The organism is Streptomyces sp. OR43 (assembly GCF_008042275.1).
GTDB lineage: Bacteria > Actinomycetota > Actinomycetes > Streptomycetales > Streptomycetaceae > Streptomyces.
Genome location: NZ_RDBK01000043.1, coordinates 4,376,542 through 4,398,141, shown reverse-complemented (window position 1 = coordinate 4,398,141; position 21,600 = coordinate 4,376,542). Strand labels below are relative to the sequence as shown.

The 21,600-nt window shown below is 71.4% G+C and carries 19 protein-coding genes and 4 pseudogenes; 11 read left to right on the top strand and 12 right to left on the bottom strand.

Translation table 11 applies throughout. From position 1 onward, the window contains the following. Positions 1–14: 14 nt before the first annotated feature. Both EAO72_RS42345 and EAO72_RS38900 read left to right on the top strand, forming a co-directional pair. Complete coding sequence (locus EAO72_RS42345) at positions 15–185, top strand: hypothetical protein (RefSeq protein WP_187285350.1); 171 nt, start codon at positions 15–17, stop codon at positions 183–185. 103 nt (positions 186–288) lie between these two features. After that, positions 289–1,119, top strand: a complete 831-nt coding sequence (locus EAO72_RS38900; RefSeq protein ID WP_148021695.1) for an aldo/keto reductase — start codon at positions 289–291, stop codon at positions 1,117–1,119. Between the two features lie 27 nt (positions 1,120–1,146). Here the strand turns inward: EAO72_RS38900 and EAO72_RS38895 are convergent, their stop codons facing one another. The 3 genes from EAO72_RS38895 to allB form a co-directional block, all read right to left on the bottom strand. Beyond that, positions 1,147–1,473 (bottom strand): putative quinol monooxygenase, encoded by a 327-nt coding sequence (locus EAO72_RS38895; protein ID WP_148021694.1) that lies wholly within the window; start codon positions 1,471–1,473, stop codon positions 1,147–1,149. Between the two features lie 91 nt (positions 1,474–1,564). Then, positions 1,565–2,680: an allantoicase gene (alc, locus tag EAO72_RS38890; RefSeq protein ID WP_148021693.1), complete on the bottom strand. Its 1,116-nt coding sequence runs from the start codon at positions 2,678–2,680 to the stop codon at positions 1,565–1,567. A 2-nt stretch (positions 2,681–2,682) separates the two neighbouring features. After that, positions 2,683–4,026, bottom strand: coding sequence for an allantoinase AllB (gene allB / locus EAO72_RS38885; protein WP_148022285.1), 1,344 nt, complete (start codon positions 4,024–4,026; stop codon positions 2,683–2,685). Positions 4,027–4,352: 326 nt separating this feature from the next. Here allB and EAO72_RS38880 point away from each other — a divergent pair, with 326 nt between their 5' ends. Further along, positions 4,353–5,153 (top strand): IclR family transcriptional regulator, encoded by an 801-nt coding sequence (locus EAO72_RS38880; protein WP_148021692.1) that lies wholly within the window; start codon positions 4,353–4,355, stop codon positions 5,151–5,153. Between the two features lie 67 nt (positions 5,154–5,220). On the opposite strand, the gene EAO72_RS38875 is transcribed toward EAO72_RS38880, so the two are convergent. Continuing rightward, a complete protein-coding gene (locus EAO72_RS38875) occupies positions 5,221–5,901 on the bottom strand; it encodes an ABC transporter ATP-binding protein (RefSeq protein ID WP_148021691.1) in 681 nt (226 codons plus the stop codon). 201 nt (positions 5,902–6,102) lie between these two features. Beyond that, the gene (locus EAO72_RS38870) at positions 6,103–7,194 is read right to left on the bottom strand and encodes an ABC transporter permease (protein ID WP_148021690.1); all 1,092 of its coding nucleotides are present in this window, start codon (positions 7,192–7,194) and stop codon (positions 6,103–6,105) included. A gap of 110 nt (positions 7,195–7,304) precedes the next feature. Between EAO72_RS38870 and EAO72_RS38865 the strand changes: the two genes are divergently transcribed. Next, positions 7,305–8,513: a sensor histidine kinase gene (locus EAO72_RS38865; protein WP_148021689.1), complete on the top strand. Its 1,209-nt coding sequence runs from the start codon at positions 7,305–7,307 to the stop codon at positions 8,511–8,513. Beyond that, positions 8,510–9,151 carry a response regulator gene (locus EAO72_RS38860; RefSeq protein WP_148021688.1) on the top strand — a complete coding sequence of 214 codons (642 nt, stop codon included), beginning with the start codon at positions 8,510–8,512 and terminating at the stop codon, positions 9,149–9,151. Before EAO72_RS38865 ends, EAO72_RS38860 begins: the two co-directional genes overlap by 4 nt. 17 nt (positions 9,152–9,168) lie before the next feature. Here EAO72_RS38860 and EAO72_RS38855 read toward each other — a convergent pair whose 3' ends face one another. After that, positions 9,169–9,468 (bottom strand): DUF5955 family protein, encoded by a 300-nt coding sequence (locus EAO72_RS38855; protein WP_187285432.1) that lies wholly within the window; start codon positions 9,466–9,468, stop codon positions 9,169–9,171. A 218-nt stretch (positions 9,469–9,686) separates the two neighbouring features. Here EAO72_RS38855 and EAO72_RS42340 point away from each other — a divergent pair. Then, positions 9,687–10,166 (top strand): annotated as a pseudogene (locus tag EAO72_RS42340) (nucleotidyltransferase family protein); the annotation flags it as partial. 33 nt (positions 10,167–10,199) lie between these two features. Here the strand turns inward: EAO72_RS42340 and EAO72_RS44230 are convergent. Together EAO72_RS44230 and EAO72_RS43600 are read right to left on the bottom strand one after the other, a co-directional pair. Continuing rightward, positions 10,200–10,253 (bottom strand): annotated as a pseudogene (locus EAO72_RS44230) (hypothetical protein); the annotation flags it as partial. 172 nt (positions 10,254–10,425) lie between these two features. Further along, positions 10,426–10,521: pseudogene (locus EAO72_RS43600) on the bottom strand (nucleotidyltransferase family protein); the annotation flags it as partial. A 360-nt stretch (positions 10,522–10,881) separates the two neighbouring features. Here EAO72_RS43600 and aceB point away from each other — a divergent pair. Continuing rightward, a complete protein-coding gene (gene aceB, locus EAO72_RS38835; protein WP_148021686.1) occupies positions 10,882–12,501 on the top strand; it encodes a malate synthase A in 1,620 nt (539 codons plus the stop codon). Between the two features lie 64 nt (positions 12,502–12,565). Here the strand turns inward: aceB and EAO72_RS38830 are convergent, their stop codons facing one another. Together EAO72_RS38830 and EAO72_RS38825 are read right to left on the bottom strand one after the other, a co-directional pair. Further along, entirely contained in the window at positions 12,566–14,854 is a 2,289-nt protein-coding gene (locus EAO72_RS38830) for a glycosyl hydrolase family 18 protein (RefSeq protein WP_148021685.1), read from the bottom strand. A 158-nt stretch (positions 14,855–15,012) separates the two neighbouring features. Continuing rightward, positions 15,013–16,030, bottom strand: a pseudogene (locus EAO72_RS38825) (fibronectin type III domain-containing protein). A 168-nt stretch (positions 16,031–16,198) separates the two neighbouring features. Between EAO72_RS38825 and EAO72_RS38820 the strand changes: the two are divergent. Next, on the top strand, positions 16,199–16,804 hold the full coding sequence (locus tag EAO72_RS38820; RefSeq protein ID WP_148021684.1) for a TIGR03086 family metal-binding protein: 606 nt from the start codon (positions 16,199–16,201) through the stop codon (positions 16,802–16,804). An 11-nt stretch (positions 16,805–16,815) separates the two neighbouring features. On the opposite strand, the gene EAO72_RS38815 is transcribed toward EAO72_RS38820, so the two are convergent. Beyond that, positions 16,816–17,499 carry an alpha/beta fold hydrolase gene (locus EAO72_RS38815; protein ID WP_148021683.1) on the bottom strand — a complete coding sequence of 228 codons (684 nt, stop codon included), beginning with the start codon at positions 17,497–17,499 and terminating at the stop codon, positions 16,816–16,818. A gap of 60 nt (positions 17,500–17,559) precedes the next feature. Here EAO72_RS38815 and EAO72_RS38810 point away from each other — a divergent pair, with 60 nt between their 5' ends. The 3 genes from EAO72_RS38810 (at position 17,560) to EAO72_RS38800 (ending at position 19,945) form a co-directional block, all read left to right on the top strand. Then, positions 17,560–18,408, top strand: a complete 849-nt coding sequence (locus tag EAO72_RS38810) for a chitosanase (protein ID WP_148021682.1) — start codon at positions 17,560–17,562, stop codon at positions 18,406–18,408. A 188-nt stretch (positions 18,409–18,596) separates the two neighbouring features. After that, entirely contained in the window at positions 18,597–18,908 is a 312-nt protein-coding gene (locus EAO72_RS38805; RefSeq protein ID WP_148021681.1) for an SH3 domain-containing protein, read from the top strand. A gap of 170 nt (positions 18,909–19,078) precedes the next feature. After that, positions 19,079–19,945: a chitosanase gene (locus EAO72_RS38800; protein ID WP_148021680.1), complete on the top strand. Its 867-nt coding sequence runs from the start codon at positions 19,079–19,081 to the stop codon at positions 19,943–19,945. An 80-nt stretch (positions 19,946–20,025) separates the two neighbouring features. On the opposite strand, the gene EAO72_RS38795 is transcribed toward EAO72_RS38800, so the two are convergent. Beyond that, positions 20,026–21,462, bottom strand: a complete 1,437-nt coding sequence (locus EAO72_RS38795) for a nucleobase:cation symporter-2 family protein (protein WP_148021679.1) — start codon at positions 21,460–21,462, stop codon at positions 20,026–20,028. Positions 21,463–21,600: the final 138 nt, after the last annotated feature.

Genomic DNA, 21,600 nt, shown 5'->3' with positions numbered 1-21,600 from the left:
CTGAGGAGGCCCACGTGTCCGTGCCGGGCGAGAAGGACGACCGTCCACTGTACGAGCGGTTCGGACTCCGTATCGCCCGGCGCGGATACGACCGCGACCAGGTCGAGGCCTACCTCACCCGGCTTCTCGCCGGCGCCCCGCCCACCGGGGTCGCGGGGTTCGAGCTGGGTGCGGCGCGGCTATGAGCGCGGCCGGGTCGACGAGGTCATCGCCCGGCTCCACCGCGAGGCGGGGCCGGGCGGACCGTCCTAGGCTGGCCGGGCAGTGATCCGCAGAGAAGGGACGACCATGCCCGCGACCCCGGCGCACACCCTCAACGACGGCCGCACGATCCCCGCGGTCGGACTCGGCACCTGGCCCCTGGACGACGACGCGGCCGAGGAAGCGGTCGCCGGGGCGCTGGAGCGCGGCTACCGGCTCGTCGACACCGCGCTGAACTACGGCAACGAGACCGGCACGGGGCGCGGGATCGCCCGCAGCGGCCTACCGCGCGAGGACGTCTTCGTCACCACCAAGGTGCCGGGCCGGCACCACGGGTACGAGAAGACCCTCGCCTCGTTCGAGGAGTCCCGCCGCAACCTGGGCCTGGACTATGTGGACCTGTATCTCATCCACTGGCCGCTGCCCCGGGTCGATCTGTACGTGGACACGTGGCGGGCGCTGATCCGGCTGCGCGAGGACGGGCTCGTGCGGTCGGTCGGGGTCTCCAACTTCACCGCGAACCAGTTGGCGCGGCTGGAGGAGGAGACGGGCGTGCTGCCCGCCGTCAACCAGATCGAGATGCATCCACGGCTGCCGCAGGAGGAACTGCGGGCCGTGCACGCCGCCAAGGGCATCGTGACGGAGAGCTGGAGCCCGCTGGGCCGCGGCCGTGATCTGCTGGCGGACCCGGCGGTCGTCGCCGCAGCCGAGGCGCACGGCGTGACGCCCGGCCAGGCCGTGCTGCGCTGGCACACCCAACTGGGCGCCGTCCCGATCCCGAAGTCGGCCGATCCGGGCCGTCAGCGCGAGAACCTCGATCTGTTCGGGTTCGAACTGGCGCCGGACGAGCTGGCGCGTATCGCGGCCGGCCCGCAGGAGCGGTTCGGCGGCGACCCCGAGGTCCACGAGGAGTTCTGAGCCGGGGCTGCGCGCCGGCGGTTCACGCTACGACCGCGGCTGCACCTCCGCCATGCGCGACCAGCCCTCGCCCGGCACCTCGACGTTGATGATCTCGGGCACCTCGGCCACCAGGTCCGCCATCGTGTCCATCGCCGCGGCGAAGTGCGCCGACTGCACGTGGGCCGCGCCGGCCTCCGGGGACGCGAACGCCTCCAGCAGCACGAACTGGTCCGGGTTCTCGACGCTGTGGGACCAGTCGAAGAACACGTTGCCGGGCTCCTGCCGGGTGGCGAGGGTGAAGTCCTCGACGGCCGGCAGCCAGTTGTCGCGCTCGGCGGTGCGCACGGTGAACTTGACGGCGATGAAGATCATGGCGACTCCTGTGGGGGTGTGCGGGAGCCAGGGCAGGCTCCCGCATCCCTACGGTATCGCCCGAATACGGACAGCTCCCGGCCGGGCCGGTTCAGCCACCCAGTGCGACGTGGCGGGCCGTCAGCCGTGCGGCGCCCGGCGCGGTCAGTGAGCCGAAGAGGCGCAGCCGCGAGATGCCGCCGTCCGGATAGATGTCGATGCGGACCTCTGCGGCCCGTACGGCCTCCGGCAGGACGAAGCGGTGGTTGGTGTCCGGTTGCAACCGGGTCCTGGGCAGCACCTCGGTCCAGTCGCCGCCGCCCGTGGCCCGGGCCGAAAGGCCGGCCCAGCCGGCCGAGTTGCCCTTCAGGTACGCGGTGTCGATCTCGACGGCACGGATATCCGCCTCCTCGACGAGGTGGTAGTGGATCCAGTCGTTGCCCCGGTCGCGCCGGCGCCGGGTCTCCCAGCCGTCGTCCATCTTGCGGGAGCGGCCGGGCTGGATGGTGTTCGTCGCCGGAGAGTAGAAGCGGTCGGACGCGTCCTCGACCCGGCCGCCGTTCTCCAGCGCGACGAGGTCGAAGGTACCGAGCGCCGTCAGCCAGGCCGGGTCCGGGGCGACTTCGCCGTACACCCGGAGCCTCGCTATGCCCCCGTCGGGGTGCTGGCTGACCCGCAGGTGGGTGAAGCGCCGCTCCGCTTCGACGGCGAAGCCGTTGGCCGCGTGGCCGCCGACTGCCGTACGGGGGACGAGCGTCGTCCACTTCACGTCGGGGGCGAGGAGGTCCTCGGGGGACGGCGAGCCCGGCAGCGAGACGCCTTCGACGGAGACCGCCTGCGGGTAGTTGCCGCGGAAGTGGGCGGTGTCGACGACGATGCCGCGCACGACACCGGGCGCGCCCAGGCGGACCAGTGCCCAGTCGTGGTCCTCGTCCGCCGGGTGGGGCTGTGCGGCGCTCACGCCACGGCGGCGGCGGGTCTCCCAGCCGTCCATGATCTTGCCCTTGTGCCCGAAGTGCTCGGGGTCGAAGTGGGCGGGCTCCGGCTTCAGAAGGTTCTCGCGCTCCGCGAAGAACTCGTCGTTGGCGGCGATCACGCCCGCGCCGAGCCGCCGGTCGGCGAGGTCGACGAGGTGGGTGAAGGGGAAGTCGGCGGTGCGGTAGTCGGCGTAGGGGTCGCCGCCGCCGTACGGGTTCGCGTCGCCGGTGAAGTGCGGTGTCGCCGTCATGGTCAGTTGTTCCTTGTCCGGAGTCGGCCGGTGGGTTCGGCGAGGGTGCCTTCGGCGGCGATGCGTACGCCGCGCAGCCAGGTCGAGCGCACGACGCCGTGCAGGGTCCGGCCGGCGTATGCGGTGACCTGGTTGCGGTGGAGGAGCTCGGCCGGGTCGACGGTGAAGGTGGCGTCGGGCGCGAGGACCGCGAAGTCGGCGTCGCGGCCGGCCTCGATCGCACCCTTGGCGGTCAGGCCGGCCAGCTCGGCGGGGGCGGCCGACATCCAGCGGGCGACATCGTCGAGCGAGTGGCCGCGCCTGCGGGCCTCGGTCCAGATGGCGGGCAGGCCGAGCTGGAGGGACGAGATGCCGCCCCAGGCCGAGGCGAAGTCCGGCGTCTTGAGGTCCGTGGTGCAGGGCGAGTGGTCGGAGACGATGCAGTCGATGGTGCCGTCGGCGAGTCCCTGCCACAGCGCGTCCTGGTTGGCGGCCTCGCGGATGGGCGGGCAGCACTTGAACTCGGTGGCCCCGTCCGGGACTTCCTCGGCGGTGAGGGTGAGGAAGTGCGGGCAGGACTCGACGGTGACGCGGACGCCCTCGCGCTTGGCGGCGGCGATCAGCGGCAGGGCGTCGCTGGAGGACAGGTGCAGGATGTGGACGCGTGCGTTCAGCCGCTTCGCGTGGGCGATGAGCCCTTCGATCGCGGTGTTCTCGGCGTCGCGCGGCCGGGAGGCGAGGAAGTCGGCGTAGGCGGGACCGCTGCGCTGGGGCGCGGCCGCCAGGTGGTGCGGGTCCTCGGCGTGCACGATCAGGAGGCCGCCGAAGCCCGCGATCTCGGCCATCGACCGGGCCAGCTGCTCCTGGTCGAGTTCGGGGAACTCCTCGACGCCGGAGGGCGAGAGGAAGCACTTGAAGCCGAAGACCCCGGCCTCGTACAGCGGGCGCAGATCCTTGACGTTGGTGGGGATGGCGCCGCCCCAGAAGCCGGTGTCGACATGCACCTTGGGGGCCGCCACCTTCTGCTTGACGCGCAGGTGCTCGACGGTGGTGGTCGGCGGGAGCGAGTTGAGCGGCATGTCGAGCAGCGTGGTGATCCCGCCGGCCGCGGCGGCGCGGGTGGCGGTGTAGAACCCTTCCCACTCGGTGCGGCCGGGGTCGTTCACATGGACGTGCGTGTCCACGAGTCCGGGCAGCAGGACGTCGTCGCCGAAGTCCTCCACCCGGGCCCCCTCCGGCACCTCGGCGTCGTAGGGCAGGACGGCGTCGATCGTCCCGCCCGCGACGTGGACCGCGGCGGGCCGGGTGCCCCCGGGGGTGACGACGCGCGTCGAGCGCAGAACCAGCTTCACGTCCGTACCGGACACCCGTGCTCCCCACTTCATGAATTCAACGAACTGTTGAAGGAGTCTTCACTCGGGAATGCGACCCGTCAAGACCCCATCCTCTCCTCGGACCGCTCAGCCGACCATGCGCGGCGCGGACTGGAGATTTCCACAAAGTAAAAGTCATATTTCGGAGTGCGGAATGTAGAATGGGCCATACGTGGCACCGCACGAACCGTCGGGCCGGCCCCGGACACCGGGACAAACGAGCCCTGACCGGCCAGGACGGTGCCCCTGCGACAGTGGGCCGATCGGGAAGCGCCCGGTAGGCTGCTGCCTTGCTCTTCCGCTTCGAAAGGACCGTTGACGTGCCGCCGTCCCACGCCAGCACTTCCGACTCCAAGTCCGCCGGTTCCAGCGGTGGTGTGCAGTCCCTTGAGCGCGCCTTCGATCTGCTGGAGCGGATGGCCGACGCGGGGGGCGAGGTCGGCCTGAGCGAGCTCTCCGCGAGCAGCGGGCTTCCGCTGCCGACCATTCACCGGCTGATGCGCACGCTCGTGGTGTGCGGTTACGTACGCCAGCAGCCCAACCGGCGCTATGCGCTCGGCCCTCGGCTGATCCGGCTCGGCGAGTCCGCCGCGCGGCTGCTCGGCACCTGGGCCCGCCCGTATCTGGCCCGGCTGGTCGAGGAGACCGGCGAGACGGCCAACATGGCGCTGCTCGACGGCGACGAGATCGTGTACGTGGCGCAGGTGCCGTCCAAGCACTCGATGCGGATGTTCACCGAGGTGGGCCGCCGGGTGCTGCCGCACTCGACCGGAGTGGGCAAGGCGCTGCTGGCGCACACCCCGCCGGACGAGGTCCGGGCCCTGCTCGCGCGGACCGGGATGCCGGCCGCCACCGAGAAGACGATCACCAGCCCGGACGGCTTCCTGGACGCCCTGGAGCAGGTCCGCCGGGTGGGCTACGCGGTGGACGACAACGAGCAGGAGATAGGGGTCCGCTGCCTGGCGGTCCCGGTCCCCAACTCCCCCACCTCCGCGGCGATCTCGATCTCCGGACCGGCGGGCCGGGTGACCGAGGCGGCCACGGAGCGCATCGTGCCGATCCTCCAGCAGGCCGCGAAGGAACTGTCCGAGGCGCTGGCCAGCAGCGGGTCGGCCGGCTGAGACCGAGAAGGGGCGGCCGGAGCCTTCGGGCTCCGGCCGCCCTTCGCAGTATCCGCCTTCGGGGCGGTCAGGCCAGGGCCGGGGCGGTCAGCCTGCCGTCCTCCATCGTGACCGTCAGATCCATCCGGCCCAGATGGGTCCGGTCGTGCGTGACCATGACGGTCGCCGTGGACCGCTGCCGGGTCAGCGAGACGAGGAGATCGAGCACCGCCGCTCCCCGTTCGTGGTCCAGGGCGCTGGTCGGTTCGTCGACGAGCAGGACCGCCGGGTCGTTCATCAGGGCCCGTGCGATGTTGATCCGCTGGCGCTGACCGCCCGAGAGCTGGTGGGGCCTGCGGTCCGCCTTGTCGGCGAGACCGACCGCGTCCAGGAGCTCCAGGGCCCGGGCCCGGGCGGTCCGCGCCGCGCCGCCCGACAGGTGGGTCATGACCTGGAGCTGTTCGGCGGCGGTCAGCGACGGCAGCAGATTGGGCTGCTGGAAGACGATGCCGATCCGTTCGCGACGCAGCGCCGCCTTGTCCGCGCGGCCGAGCCCGGCCGTGTCCGTACCGGCGACGACGACGGCGCCCTCGTCCGGCGTGACCAGGGTGGCCGCCACGGCGAGCAGACTCGACTTGCCGGAGCCCGAGGGGCCCACGACGGCGGTCAGGGTGCCCGCGGGCACGTCGAGGGCGACACGGTCCAGGGCGGTGAGGCGGCCGTCGCCGTCCGGGTAGGTGAGCGTGACGTCGGTGAGGGTGAGGGTCATCGGGCACTCCCGGGTGAGCTGAGCGGCGGCGTGGTGGTCATCGGGCACTCCCGCGTGGGCCGAGCGGCGGCGTGGTGGTCATCGGGCACTCCCGCGTGGGCCGAGCGGCGGCGTGGTGGTCATCGGGCACTCCCGCGTGGGCCGAGCGGCGGCGTGGTGGTCATCGGGCACTCCCGCGTGGGCCGAGCGGCAGCACGGTGGTCATCGGGCACTCCCCAGTGCGGTGAGCGGGTCGACGGCGGTGATCCGCCGGATGGACAGGGCCGCGCCGACCGCGCCGAGGGCGATCATGACGGCGGCCGGGAACAGGACGGTGGACGCCTCCAGGACGAAGGGCACGGTCCCGCCGCTGACCAGCGCACCGATGCCGGAGGCGAGCGCGGCGCCCACGCCCGTACCGATCGCGAGCATCACCACGGCCTGTCCGAGTGCGTCCCTCAGCAGATACGGCGTGGAGGCACCCAGTGCCTTGAGCACGGCCACATCGCCGCTGCGCTGGATCGTCCAGACGGTGAAGAAGGCGCCGATGACCAGGGCGGAGATGGCGAAGAGGAAGCCGCGCATCAGCTGGAGCGACCCGTTCTCGGCCTGGTAGGAGCCGATCGCGGTGAGGGAACCGTCGAGCGTGAGCGAGCTGGTTCCCGCCGCCCGGTCACCGGCCGCCAGATCGGCGCCGCCGGTGGTGGTCAGCGCGATCACGGTGGCGTGCTCCGTACCGCCGGCGCCCTCCGCCCCGAACCGCTGCCAGTCGGCGAGCGACGTCCACACGACCGGCGTATGGCTGTACGAGGCGTCGCCGGCGACCGCCGCGACGGTGACCTCGTCGCCGCCGATCCTCAGCCGGTCACCGGCGCCGGCCGCCAGGTCCTCGGCGGCCTGCTCGGAGAGCACGACCTCGCCCGGTCCGACCGGGGCGCCCCGGGGTGCCAGGCCGCTCCCCGGCTCGACACCGAACGCCGACACGGCCGCCGTCCGCTCTCCCGCCACCGCGGCGGCGTTCAGCGTGCGGATGCCGAGCGGCTGCGCCGCGGTGACCCCGGGCTGCTTCTCCCAGCTGCGCCAGGCGGTCTCCCGGACGGTCGAATTGGTGAAGGACACCGACTGGCCGTCGGGCGGGGCGGCGAACGCGATGTGGTCGGCGTCCAGCCCCGTCACGGCCGAGGTGTTCTCCCGGGCCAGCCCGGCGGTGAGGCCGGACAGCAGGCCCACGAGCAGCGTGATCAGGACCACGACCGTGCCCATGAGCGCGAACCGGCCCTTGGCGAACCGAAGATCTCTCCATGCGACGAACATGACTCCAGCCTGGGATCTCACAGCCTCGGAAACATCGCCCGCGGGCCGGTCGAGACATCAACCTTTCGATTGACCGGCCCCGCGCACCCCGCGTCTACGCTGGACGAATCATGGAAAAACGTGTCCATCCTCCGGTCGCCGCCGCGCTGCGGCTGTGTCTGCACGCGCTGCTGCTGGGGCTGCTGGCGCTCGCCGCGGTGAAGGCCGTGAGCGACGGCGCACCGCACGCGGAGGCCGTCGTCGTGGTCGCGGCGGTGCTGGCCGCGGCGTACGCGGCGGGCGCTCTCGCTCCCGTCGTGCAGCCGCGGACCCCCGCGGGCGCGCTCTGGCTCGCGGTGCTGTGGGCGCTCTGGCTGGCGCTGCTGGTGCTGTCGCCGGACGCGCTGTGGGTGGCGTTCCCGCTCTACTTCCTCCAGCTGCATCTGCTGCCGATGCGCTGGAGCCTGCCCGCCGTGGTGGTGACGGCGGCGGCCGCCATCACCAGTTTCCTGCTGCACGGCGAACAGGTCACCCCAGGCACGTTCATCGGCCCGCTGCTCGGGGCGGCGGTCGCGGTCGCCACGGTCCTCGGATACGACGCGCTGTTCCGCGAGAGCGAGCGGCGCCGCGAGCTCATCGAGGAGCTCGTCTCGACGCGTGCGGAGCTGGCCGAGGCGGAGCGGACCGCCGGGACGCTCGCCGAACGCGAACGGCTGGCCCGCGAGATCCACGACACCCTCGCGCAGGGCCTGTCCAGCATCCAGCTGCTGCTCCGCGCCGCCGAGCGCACCCTCCCCGCGGACGCCCCCGCGGCGGCCCATGTCCGCAGGGCCCGCGCGGCCGCCCAGGACAATCTCGCCGAGGCCCGTCGCTTCGTACGCGCCCTGACCCCGCCCGATCTGGAGAACGGCTCCCTGGCCGCCGCCCTGGAACGGCTCTCGGCCCGCACCACCACGCCCGGGCTGACGGTCCAGTTCGCCGTGAGCGGCACCCCGGTGGAGCTGCCCACGCCCTACGAGGTCGCGCTGCTGCGTACCGCCCAGTCGGCGCTGGCCAACACGGTGCAGCACTCCGGCGCGCGACGGGCGGAGATCACACTGAGCTTCATGGACACCTCGGTGGCGCTGGACGTCGTCGACGACGGCCGCGGCTTCACCGACGACTCCGCCGCGAGCGCGGGCACGGGGACGGGCGGCTTCGGCCTGCCGGCCATGCGGTCCCGGGCCCGTTCGCTGGGCGGCACCCTGAGCGTCGAATCGGCGCCGGGCCAGGGCACAGCCGTCGCCCTGACCCTGCCGCTGCCCCTCCCCGACGGCCGGACCGGACAGGACGCCGCATGACCGAGACCACCGCGATCCGACTGCTGCTCGCCGATGACCACCCGGTCGTACGGGCGGGCCTGCGGGCCGTCCTGGACACCGAGCCGGACTTCCGCGTCGTCGCCGAGGCCGACACCGCGGAACGGGCGGTGGCCCTGGCCGCGACGGGTGAGTTCGACGTCGTCCTGATGGACCTGCAGTTCGGTGGTGCGGGGATGCACGGCTCGGAGGCGACCGCCGCGATCACCGCGGTGCCCGGCGCGCCCCGGGTCCTGATCCTGACGACGTACGACAGCGACGCCGACATCCTGGCGGCGGTGGAGGCGGGGGCGGCCGGCTATCTGCTCAAGGACGCCCCGCCGGAGGAGCTGGCCGCCGCCGTCCGTACGGCGGCGGCCGGCCGCTCGGCCCTGGCGCCGGCCGTCGCACACCGGCTGATGGACCGCATGCGGATGCCGGCCCAGGCCCTGACCAAACGCGAGCTGGAGGTGCTGCGACTGGTCGGCGACGGCCTGTCGAACCTGCAGATCAGCAAGCAGCTCTTCCTCAGCCAGGCGACGGTGAAGTCCCATCTGGTGCACATCTACGCCAAGCTGGGCGTGGACTCGCGCACCGCGGCCGTGGCGGCGGCGACGGCCCGCAGGCTCATCCGCCGCTGAGTGGCCCCCCGGCGGCCTCAGCGCGGCGGCTCGCCGAACAGGTCGACGGCGATCCGTACGTCCCTGAGCGCCGAGGCCAGCGCGCTGACCGAGCCGACCGCCCCCGCGATCAGCAGCAGCGACCGGCGGAGCCGCGGAATCCCGGGCGCGCCACCGGCCGCCATCGCGTCCAGCGCCGCCAGCTCGTCCTCGGCGATCGCCCGGTCGGGGAACTCCGCGGGATGTCCGGCCAGCTCCCGCCGGAGCCGGGAGACGGCCGTACGCAACTCCGCCACCCTCGGGTCCTCGCCGCTGTTGGTCACCCGCGCCTGCCCCACGCTCTTCAACAAAGCACTCCCCCTCGCACATCTTTGTGCCGGTGTTTCGACCGAGCCCCGAACGGTGGTCAAGTGTCCGGGGGTGCGGGCAAGTTAACGCCATGACAGGTGCCGGGCGCCACTCCGTGGACGGAACCCGGGGTGTCCCCCACATCGACGCGGGCCGGGAGGCCGGCCCGGTCCGTGCGCGAACGGCCGGTCCGGTGTATCCAGGCGGAATGACAAGCACACCGCACACCCCCTCCTCACCCACCCCGTCCGCCCCGTCCGTCGTCGCCGGCCTGCTGCTCGCGGCGGGCGGCGGACGGCGGCTCGGCGGGCGCCCGAAGGCGCTGCTGGAGCACCGCGGCCGCCTGCTGGCCGACCACGCGGTGGCCACGCTCCGGGACGGTGGCTGCGGCCCGGTGCACGTGGTGCTCGGCGCGGCCGCCGACGAGGTGCGGGCCCGCGCCGAACTGTCCGGCTGCACGGTGAGCGTCAACCCGGAGTGGACCGAGGGCATGGGCTCCTCACTGCGGGCGGGACTCGCCGCCCTCACCGGCACGGGCGCGGACGCGGTGGTCGTCCTGCTGGTCGACCAGCCGGGCATCGGCGCCGAAGCGGTGGCCCGGGTACGTGCGGCGTACCGCTCGCGGACGAGCCTGGCGGCGGCCTCGTACGGCGGAGAGCGCGGCCATCCGGTGCTCTTCGGCGCCGATGCCCGGCTGGTCGACCAGCAGGACGACCACCGCGTCCGCGCCCGTGCCGGTGAGGGCGGCGAGTCCCGCCCGCAGTGAGGAGCCCATGCCCTCGGTCCACTCCGGGTTGAGGATACGGCCGTGGTCGCCGTCTGAGGTGCAGAGGGCTTCTGGCCAGTGGATAGTAGTTTCCTCATGGTGGAAGTTCAATGGTTTGTTGATGTCGAGATTCTCCGGGTCGACAGAAGTGGACCCCTGCTGGCGCAGCGTGCCAGTGCGTTCACTCAAGGTGCGCCAGGTCCTCCGCCGTGTCGATGTCGTACGCCTGAGCCACATCGGAACACTCGACGAGCGTGATCGCATCGCGGCGGGGGCGGTGGGCGACCAGGGGGCCCGGTCGTATCTGCGGGCGCACCGCGATGCGATCACGCTCGTCGAGTGTTCCGATGTGGCTCAGGCGTACGACATCGACACGGCGGAGGACCTGGCGCACCTTGAGTGAACGCACTGGCACGCTGCGCCAGCAGGGGTCCACTTCTGTCGACCCGGAGAATCTCGACATCAACAAACCATTGAACTTCCACCATGAGGAAACTACTATCCACTGGCCAGAAGCCCTCTGCACCTCAGACGGCGACCACGGCCGTATCCCGGAGCCCTGGCACGCCGTGCCATTTCAGGCGACCCGGCGGCCGTGAGACGTCGCCCGCACCGCCCGCTGAAGGAGTGACCGCTCATGTCCGCACCAGCGCCGTCCTCGCTGGCCATCGTCGATGCCGAGCCCCTGCCCCGGCAGGACGAGGTCCTCACCCCCGCGGCCCTCGCGTTCGTGGCCGAGCTGCACCGCCGGTTCACGCCCCGGCGTAACGAGCTGCTCGCCCGGCGCGGTGAGCGCCGCGCCGAGATCGCCCGCACCTCCACGCTGGACTTCCTGCCGGAGACGGCCGCGATCCGTGCGGACGACTCCTGGAAGGTCGCACCGGCGCCGGCGGCGCTGAACGACCGCCGGGTGGAGATCACCGGTCCGACCGACCGCAAGATGACCATCAACGCCCTGAACTCGGGCGCGAAAGTCTGGCTCGCCGACTTCGAGGACGCGTCCGCCCCCACGTGGGAGAACGTCGTCACCGGCCAGCTCAACCTGATGGACGCGTACAACCGCGCCATCGACTTCACGGACCCGAAGTCCGGCAAGTCGTACGCGCTGAAGCCGGCCGAGGAGCTCGCGACGGTCGTCACCCGCCCCCGCGGCTGGCACCTGGACGAGCGCCACCTCCAGCTCGACGGCACACCGGTGCCCGGCGCGCTGGTCGACTTCGGCCTCTACTTCTTCCACAACGCGCAGCGCCTCATCGACCTCGGCAAGGGCCCGTACTTCTACCTCCCCAAGACGGAGTCGCACCTGGAGGCCCGCCTCTGGAACGACATCTTCGTCTTCGCCCAGGACTACGTGGGCATCCCGCAGGGCACGGTCCGCGCGACGGTCCTGATCGAGACGATCACCGCCGCGTACGAGATGGAGGAGATCCTCTACGAACTCCGCGACCACGCCTCCGGGCTGAACGCGGGCCGCTGGGACTATCTCTTCTCCATCGTCAAGAACTTCCGAGACGGCGGCTCGAAGTTCGTCCTGCCGGACCGCAACGCGGTGACGATGACCGCCCCGTTCATGCGGGCGTACACCGAACTCCTCGTGCGCACCTGCCACAAGCGCGGCGCCCACGCGATCGGCGGCATGGCGGCCTTCATCCCGTCACGCCGGGACGCCGAGGTCAACAAGGTCGCGTTCGAGAAGGTCAAGGCCGACAAGGACCGCGAGGCGAACGACGGCTTCGACGGCTCCTGGGTCGCCCACCCCGACCTGGTCCCGATCGCCATGGCGTCCTTCGACGCGGTCCTCGGCGAGAAGCCGAACCAGAAGGAGCGCCTGCGCGAGGACGTCTCGGTGGCCGCGGGCGACCTGATCGCCATCGACACCCTGCACGCCAAGCCCACGTACGACGGCCTGCGCAACGCCGTCGCGGTCGGCATCCGCTACATCGAGGCGTGGCTGCGCGGCATGGGCGCGGTCGCCATCTTCAACCTGATGGAGGACGCGGCCACCGCCGAGATCTCGCGCTCGCAGATCTGGCAGTGGATCAACGCGGACGTGGTCTTCGAGAACGGCGAGCACGCCACGGCGGACCTGGCCCGCAAGGTCGCCGCCGAGGAACTGGCCGCGATCCGCACCGAGATCGGCGACGAGGCCTTCACCGCCGGCAAGTGGCAGCAGGCCCACGACCTCCTGCTCCAGGTCTCCCTGGACCAGGACTACGCGGACTTCCTGACGCTGCCGGCGTACGAGCAGCTGCGCTGACGCGGCGCGTGCACGCCTCCGCCCCCGGTGCCGAACGGCGCCGGGGGCGGAGGCGTCGCGGTGCCTACCGCAGCCCGGTGTCGAGCGCGCTCATCAGCGTGCCCTGCGGGGTGTCCCCCGACATCTCCCAGACCATGACGCCCAGCAGGCCCTTGTCCTTGACGTACGCCGTCTTCTTGCCGATGGACCAGGTGTCGTCGAATGACCACCACTGGTTGCCGGTATATCCGTAAGTCGATACGGACTGTTCGTCGTGGTGGACCGCCATCGCCGGGTAGGCGCCGATGAGGTTGGAGTAGCCACGGGTGCCGGCCTCCTCGGCGAACTGGCCGGGGGCCGCGCCGCCTGCGGGCTGCCATTCGCCCGCCGCTCCGCCGTCGGTGACGTTCTGCCAGCCGCGGCCGTAGAACGGGATGCCGAGGGTCAGTTTGCGGGGTTCGACGCCCACGTCGGTGTACGCCTTGATGGCGGCGTCCGCGCTGAAGTGGAAGTCGTACGGGTCCTGGTCGTCGGTGTACAGGTTGGCCTGGTGGCCGGCGCGGTTCGGTTCCCAGGAGTTGTCGCTGCCCGAGCCGTGGAAGTCGTAGCCCTGGACGTTGGCCACGTCGAGGGAGTCGAAGACCTTGGACAGGTCCCAGCCCTCGTCGATCTTCTGCGGGTCGGCGGGGGTGAACGCGGTCAGGAGGCGGTGACCGCCGCCGAGGGCGTCCAGCTGCTTGCGGAACTCCGCGAGCAGCAGGGTCAGGTTGCCCTTGTCGGCCGGGGAGTAGTGGTTGCCGGGGTGCCCGGTGCCGGTGCCGGGCCACTCCCAGTCGATGTCGAAGCCGTCGAAGATGCCGGCCGCGGTGCCGGGGCCGCCCGCGCCGTTGTACGCGGGCAGGTTGCCCTTGATGTACATGTCGATGCAGGAGGAGACGAACTTCTTGCGCGCCGCGTCGGTGGCGGCGACGTCGGAGAAGTACTTCGAGTAGGTCCAGCCGCCGAGCGAGACCACGATCTTGAGGTCCGGGTGGAGCTTCTTCAGCTTCTTCAGCTGGTTGAAGTTGCCGCGCAGCTTGCCCCAGCCGTCGTCCGCGACGCCGTCCACGGACTGGGCGGCGCTGAACGGGCGGGCGTAGTCGGCGTCCGCGTCACCGGCGCCGGTGCCCTGCTCGGGGTCCTGGGGATCGGCGGTGGTGCCCTTGGTGACTCCGTTGAGGCAGGTGAGGTTGTTGGGGTCGATGTTGGCGAAGGCGTAGTTGACGATGTCGAGCTTCCCGGCGGCGCCGGAGTCATGGAGGTTCTTCACGAAGTACTGGCGGCCGTAGATCCCCCACTGGACGAAGTAGCCGACCTTGGCGTAGTTGCCGGCGCCCACGATGTCGTCGGTCTTCACGGTGAGGCTGTTGCTCGCGGGCGAGGCGTTGTCGGCCGCGTCGCGCGCCTTGACGGTGAAGGTGTACGAGGTCGAGGGCGACAGGCCGCCGATGGTGGCGGTGGTCGTGGTGCCGGAGACCGTGGTGGCCAGGGCGGAGCCGCGGTAGAGGTCGTACGCGGCGACCCGCTGGTTGTCCGTCGCGGCCGTCCAGGACAGCGTGACGGACGAGGAGTCCGTCGCGGTGGCGCGCAGGGCGGCCGGGGCCGTCGGCGGGGAGGTGTCGGTGGCCGGGTCGACGGTGGTGACGGTCAGCGGGGCGCTCTCGGCGGAGGTGTTGCCGCGGGTGTCCTTGGCCCGGACGGTGAAGGAGTAGGCGGTGGCGGGGGTGAGACCGCTGACCGTGGCGGAGGTCGTCGCCGTGGCCGATCCCACCACCTTGCCGCCGGCCAGGATGTCGTACGAGGCCACGGGGAAGTCCCCGGCGGTGGCTGCCGTCCAGGAGAGCGAGGCCGTACGGGCGGTGACGTCGGTCCGCTTCAGCCCGCCGGGGGCGCCGGGCGGCGCGTCGGCGGATCCGTCGCACTTGTCGCCGTTGATGCGGCAGCCGGTCGGCGCGGTGATCGGGCCGGTGGCGACGAACCAGAAGCTGTACGGCTCGGTGGTGCTGTGCGCGGCGACCGTCCCGTTGTAGTGGGCGTTGACCGCGGTGAGGTGGCTGCCCTGGGTGGTGACGGTGCCGTTGTACGAGGAGCTGATCGCGACGCCGACGGGCAGGTCGAACTCCAGGCTCCAGCCGGTGACGGCCGTGTCGGTGTCGTTGCGCAGGACGTAGGTGCCTTTCCACCACGGGCCGTTGTCGGCCGAGGTGAAGGTCGCCGTCAGCTTGCCCGCCGCGTGCGCGGGACCGGCCTGGAGGGACAGCAGGGTGAGAAGGAGGGCGAGGACGGCGAGCAGTGCGGTCGCCGTCCTCCGTCTGAGGGGCATGTGCTCGAACATGGTTCTCCCTTGCGGCTGGGACCGGTGAGACGGTCCTCGGGGGGAGCGGATACATGTCGTTCCATGGAGCACAGGGGAGTAATTGGTCTGGACCAACTCGTCAATAGGTACAGACCAATTGCCTGGTCGCCGCCTTCTCCGCCCCCGCAGGAAACCGCTCAGCCGCCGAGCACGACGGTGCGCGCCGCCGAGAAGTCGCCCCACTTCCCGTCGGGGAGCTTGGCGCGGATCTTCATCGAGTAGCGGGTGCCGCGCGGGTCGGTGACGGTGAGCCGGTAGCTCGCCCGGCCCGCGGGCGGTTCGCCGCCCCAGACGATCGTGGTGGTCAGCCGGCCGTCCAGGTAGAGCTGGTAGGCGGGTATCTTCCCGCCCGTCTCCGGCTGCTCCCAGTCCAGGTCGACGGCGTACTCCTTGCCCTGGACGCTGCTCGTGATCCGCAGGTCCGTGGGCGCGGTACTGGCGGGTGCGCCGGGGGCGGTCGCGGTGGTGAGGTCGAAGGTGTTGCTGTCGGGCGACGAGGTGTCGGCCGCGTCGCGGGCGCGGACCGTGAAGGTGTAGACGGTGCCGGGACGCAGCCCTGTCAGGCGGGCCGTGGTCTGTGCGCCGGGGACGCTGTGGATGCGCGAGCCCTCCTGGTAGATGTCGTACGAGGTGACGCCGACATCGTCCGTGGAGCCGCCCCAGGACAGGGTCGCGGCGCGGCCGCCGTCGGCCTTGCCGCGCAGTTTCACCGGCCGCGTGGGGGCCTCGTGGTCGGCGGGGGTGGAGGAGGAGCGCGTACTCGCCGCGGCTGATGTCGCGGTCGTCGACCTGCGGCATGTGGCGAAGGAGCTCCTGCTCGGCGGCGTCACGGGCCCGGACGGTGAAGGTGTACGCGGTGGAAGCGGTCAGCCCGTCCACGTCGATCATCGACTTCACCGCCGGGACGGACCTGACCTTCCGGCCCTGACGGTAGACCTCGTACGCGGTGACAGCCGTGTCGTCCGTGGCGGGCTCCCACATGACATGGGCGGACGTGGCACTGCTCGCCTGGACGGTCACCCCGCGGGGCGCGGTCGGTTTCCCGGTGTCCGCCTCGGCGTCCGAGCCGCAGGCGGTGAGCGTGGCGAGGATCAGGGCGGCGGAACAGGCCAACGCGGCGGTTGCGTGGGGGCGTTGCACGGTGGTGCCTTCCATCCGACGGCAATGGTCCAGACCTGTATCGCATGGTGTGGGGGTCGCCGACAAGGGGACGGAGCGGAACGTTCCGCAATGTGCCGGTGTGCGCCGCACCGGTGTGGCACGACGTGGACACCGTGGCGTGCCGAGCGATGATTCCTGGGCGCTCGGGCAGTCTGCACTGGTATGGATACGCAGACGAACTCCGCACCCCTCCTCGACTTCGAACCCGCGGCCCGGCAGATCGCCGGGATGCTCGACGCCATCGACGACGCCCGGCTGTCCGGCCCGACCCCCTGCCCCGATGTCACCGTGGGCGCGATGCTGGCCCACGTGGAAGGTCTGGCCGTGGCGTTCCGGGATGCCGCGCGCAAGGAGCTGGGGGCGACGACCGACACGGCGCCCTCGGTGGAGTCGGGGGTCCTCGACGGCGGCTGGCGGTCCGCGCTGCCCGCGGCGCTCGACGAGATGGTGGCGGCCTGGCGCTCGTCCGACGCCTGGCAGGGCATGACCCGGGCGGGGAGCGTGGACCTGCCGGGCGAGGTGGCCGGCATGGTCGCGCTCAACGAGCTGGTACTGCACGGCTGGGACCTGGCGAGGTCGACCGGGCAGCCGTACGGCGCCGAGGAGGCGCATCTGCGCAACACGCTGGCGCTGCTGGCCGACGTGGGCGACAACCCGCCGGCCGGCTCCCCGTTCGGTCCGCCGGTCCCGGTCCCGGACGACGCGCCGCTGCTGGACCGGGCGGTCGCCCGCAGCGGCCGGCGCCCGGACTGGCGGCCGGAGAGCTGAGGACCGCCGCGTCAGCTGGTGAAGAACTCGGTGATCTGCTGGGCGACCTGGTCGGCGTGGACCTGGTGGAGCCGGTGACCGCCGCCGATCGTCAGGAGGTGGCAGTCCGGGATCAGGGAGGCCATGTCCTGGAGCCGGGCCTGCGGCATGGTGCTGGCCGGGCCGCCGGCCAGCATCAGCGTCGGGGCCACGATCTCGCCGAGGCCCTCGGCCCAGGCCGGGTCGGGGTCGGCCAGCTGGGTGCGTACGGCACCGATCACGGCCTCGTCGTAGTCGACCGGGCCTTCGGGCGGTACGTCGGGGCCCGCCGCCCCGGGGAACGGCGGCGGGGTCTCCACCAGCACCAGCCGCTCCACCCGGTCCGCGTGCGTCTGGGCGAACAGATGGGCGACGACGCCTCCCATGCCGTGGCCGACCAGGCCGACGCGGTCGAGCTCGCAGGCGTCCAGAAAGCCGAAGAGGTCGTCGAGCATCAGCTCGAAGTCGTACTCGTCGGGCCAGTCGCTTTCGCCGTGTCCCCGCAGGTCGAGGGCGTACACCCGCCATTCCTGACCGAGCAGACTCCCGGCCGCCTCCCAGCTCGCGGCGGAATCGCCGAGGCCGTGCAGCAGCACGACGGGCGAGCCGAACGGGTCGCCCCAGGTCCGGTACGCCAGACGTACGTCGCCGACATCCACAACAGACTGATCATCCATACCCCTGACGCTACAGCCGAATGAGTAAAGATCGTTCCCACGGCCTGGCAGGCTGGAAAGGTGAAGCTCACCGCGCGTTCTCCCGTCATCGCCTCCGTCGCCCTCGCCCTGACCGCCGCCCTGCTGTCCGGATGTGCGGGGGCGGGTCGCGACAGCTCCTCGGGCAAGGGGGACCCCGGTTCCGGGCTGGACGATCCGGCGAAGAAGGACATCGCCATGCAACTGGTCTCCAGCGCGGAGAACTCCTCGCTGGACTGGAAGGCGCAGTACGGCTACATCGAGGACATCGGCGACGGCCGCGGCTACACGGCCGGCATCATCGGATTCTGCTCCGGCACCGGCGACATGCTGAGCGTCGTCGAGCGGTACGCGAGGGCGCGGCCCGGAAATCCGCTGGAGCCGTTCCTGCCCGCCCTGCGCGCGGTGAAGGGGACCGACGCGCACACGGGACTCGGCCGTCCGTTCACCGAGGCGTGGGCGAAGGCCGCGGGTGACGGGGCGTTCCGTGCGGCCCAGGACACCGAGCGGGACCGGGGGTACTTCGAGCCCGCGGTGGCCCAGGCGAAGAAGGACGGGCTGGGCGCACTCGGCCAGTTCATCTACTACGACGCCTATGTGATGCACGGGGCCGCTGACGCGGAGGGCACGGTCGGGTTCCGTACGATGCGCCGCCAGGCACTCGGGGAGGACCGGCCGCCGGCGGACGGCGGCGACGAGGGCACGTACCTCGACGCCTTCCTCGACGCGCGCGTCGAGGCGATCGGCAAGGAGCCCTCGCACAGCGACACCAGCCGGGTCGAGACCGCGCAGCGGGTCTTCGTGCGCGAGGAGAACTTCGGCCTGGAGACACCGCTGCGATGGACGGTGTACGGCGACAGCTATGTGATCAAGGGCCCGGAGGCTTCGTAAACCCATGATCGACAGGCGCGCGAAGCGTTGGCCGAGCGACCCGTGTGCGCCGGTGTGCATGGCATGTGACCTGCGCTTTCACTCCTTCAGGGAAGACTTCCTCCACCCGTGACCCGATGACCGGCCGGCCCGTTGAGGCGGGCGGACGGTCCACGCGCCGTGGACCGGATCACGGAGGAGTTCGCGACATGATGAAGAAGATTCTGCTGGGCGCGGCCATGCTGACCGCCGGTCTGGGACTGGCCGTCTCGCCCGCCGCCCAGGCCACCCCGGGCACGACCGCCGCGCACAGCGTCAAGGCGGCACCGGCCCAGGTCTGCACGGTCAACGACAACGGGGTGAACTTCCGTGGCGGTCCGGGGACGGACTACCCGGTGCTGGGCCAGGTGAACCGCGGCCAGAACCTCGACTACCGGGGCCAGCAGGGCAACTGGGTGATGGGCGACCTGTGGGGCGGCCCCACCGGCGTCTGGATCCACGTGGCCTACCTGGACTGCTGACCCGGCACTCCGCGGCCCCGTACCGGACTTCTGTGCGCCCGGTGCGGGGCTTTCCCCTGCCCGGACCACACGAACTCGCCCTCGTCGCAGGGGTGTACGACCGCCGTTCGACTCTGATAGGAAAGCTTCCTAACAGAACAATCGGAACGACGAACTCCCTTGGAGGACTGGTGCACGCTCCCCACAAGCGCACCGCACGTCGCAACAACCGATCCGTGCGCGTCGCACTCGTCGCGCTCGGTCTGACCCTCACGGCGATTCCCGCCACCGCCTTCGCGGGCACCGCACCCGTCGCCCCCACGGCGGTCCACCACCAGGAGGCAGCCGCGACCGGGCTCGACGATCCGGCGAAGAAGGACATCGCCATGCAACTGGTCTCCAGCGCGGAGAACTCCTCGCTGGACTGGAAGGCGCAGTACGGCTACATCGAGGACATCGGCGACGGCCGCGGCTACACGGCCGGCATCATCGGATTCTGCTCCGGCACCGGCGACATGCTCGATCTGGTGGAGCTGTACACGCAGCGGGAGCCGGGCAATCCGCTCGCCGCGTACCTGCCCGCCCTGCGCGACGTGGACGGCACGGATTCGCACGACGGTCTCGACCCCGGGTTCAGCGAGGCCTGGGAGAGCGCGGCCGGCGATCCGGCGTTCCAGCAGGCGCAGAACGACGAACGCGACCGGGTGTACTTCGACCCGGCGGTCGGCCGGGGCAAGAGCGACGGGCTGGGCACCCTGGGCCAGTTCGCGTACTACGACGCCATCGTGATGCACGGCGACGGCGGCGACAGCACGAGCTTCGGCTCGATCCGCGAGCGCGCCCTCGCGCGGGCGAAGCCGCCGGCCCAGGGCGGCGACGAGGTCACCTACCTCAACGCCTTCCTGGACGCGCGGGTCTGGGCCATGAAGCAGGAGGAGGCGCACTCGGACACCAGCCGGGTGGACACCGCCCAGCGGGTCTTCCTGGAGAACGGCAACCTCGACCTGGACCCGCCGCTCGACTGGAAGGTGTACGGCGACAGCTTCCACATCGGCTGACGCACGGATCGCCATCAGCTGTGGCGCGTACGGCCGCCTTCAGGACGGAACCGTACGCGCCACAGTGCTGGGACAGGCCGTCAGTGAACCGCCAGGGGAGCGGGGTCGACCTTCTCCCGGTCTCCCGGCTCCGCGTCGGGCTCCGCGCCCGGTTTCCGGCCCAGGTGGTTGAAGGCCAAGTTGAGGACGATCGCGACGACGCACCCGGTCGAGATGCCCGAGTCGAGGACCACGAGCAGGTCCTTCGGGAACGCGTGGTAGAAGTCCGGCGCGGCGATCGGTATCAGCCCGACGCCCACCGCGGCGGCCACGATCAGGGCGTTCTCGCCCTTCTCCAGCGCGGCGGTGGCCAGCGTCTGGATGCCGCTCGCGGCGACGGAGCCGAACAGCACGATGCCCGCGCCGCCCAGCACCGGCAGCGGCACCAGCGCGATGACGGAGGCCGCCACCGGGCACAGGCCGAGCAGGATGAGGATGCCGCCGCCGACGGCGACGACGAACCGGCTGCGGACCTTCGTCATCGCGACCAGCCCGATGTTCTGGGCGAAGGCGCTGCACATGAAGCCGTTGAACAGAGGGCTGATGGCGCTGCCCAGGGTGTCGGCGCGCAGCCCGCCCTCGATGGTGCGCTCGTCCGCGGGCCGGTCGACGATCTTGCCGAGGGCCAGCATGTCCGCGGTCGACTCCGTCATGCAGACCAGCATCACGATGCACATCGAGACGATCGCGGCGATCTCGAACTGCGGCGCCCCGAAGTGGAACGGGGTGGGGAAGCCGATGACGTCGGCGTCCTTGATGGCGCCGAAGTCGGTGATGCCGACCGGGATCGCGATCAGCGTGCCGATGACGAGTCCGAGCAGGATCGCGATCTGCTGGAGGAAGCCGCGCAGCAGTTTCCGCAGGGCGAGGACGATCACCAGGGTGACGGCCGCCATCGTGATGTTGGTGGTGGAGCCGTAGTCGTCGGCGGTGGCGTTGCCGCCCTGGGACCAGTTGAAGGCGACCGGCAGCAGGGAGACACCGATCAGGGTGATGACCGTGCCGGTGACGACGGGCGGGAAGAAGCGGACCAGTTTGCAGAAGTAGGGCGCGAGGACGAAGCCGAGGAGGCTGGCGACGATGATCGCGCCGAAGATCACGGCGATGCCGTCGTGTCCGCGGTCCTTGCCGATCGCCACCATCGGCGTCACCCCGGCGAACGAGACGCCGTTGACGAACGGCAGCCGGGCGCCTACGCGCCAGAATCCGAGCGTCTGGAGCAGGGTGGCTATCCCCGCGGTGAACAGGCTCGCCCCCATGAGGAAGGCGGTCTCCTTGGCGTTGAGGCCCACGGCGGGCCCCACGATCATGGGCGGGGCCACCACGCCCGCGTACATCGCGGCCACGTGCTGGAGACCGCTGGTGAACATCTTCAGTGGGGGGAGCGTCTCGTCGACCGGATGCTTCCGGTCGGACGGGGACGATTCCGGGTCGGGTGCTGCACTTGCGTCGTTGCGAAACCTGGGCGTAGCTGCCACGGCGGTTCCTCCGGTCGGGTACACGTCTGCGGCGACGTGGGTGTCAGGGAGGTGGTGCCGGGACCGGTCTGCGGGACATGTGCCGGATGCGTCCCCGGGACCGGGCCCCGTGTGGTGCGTTGGTGCAGGTGGGGCAGG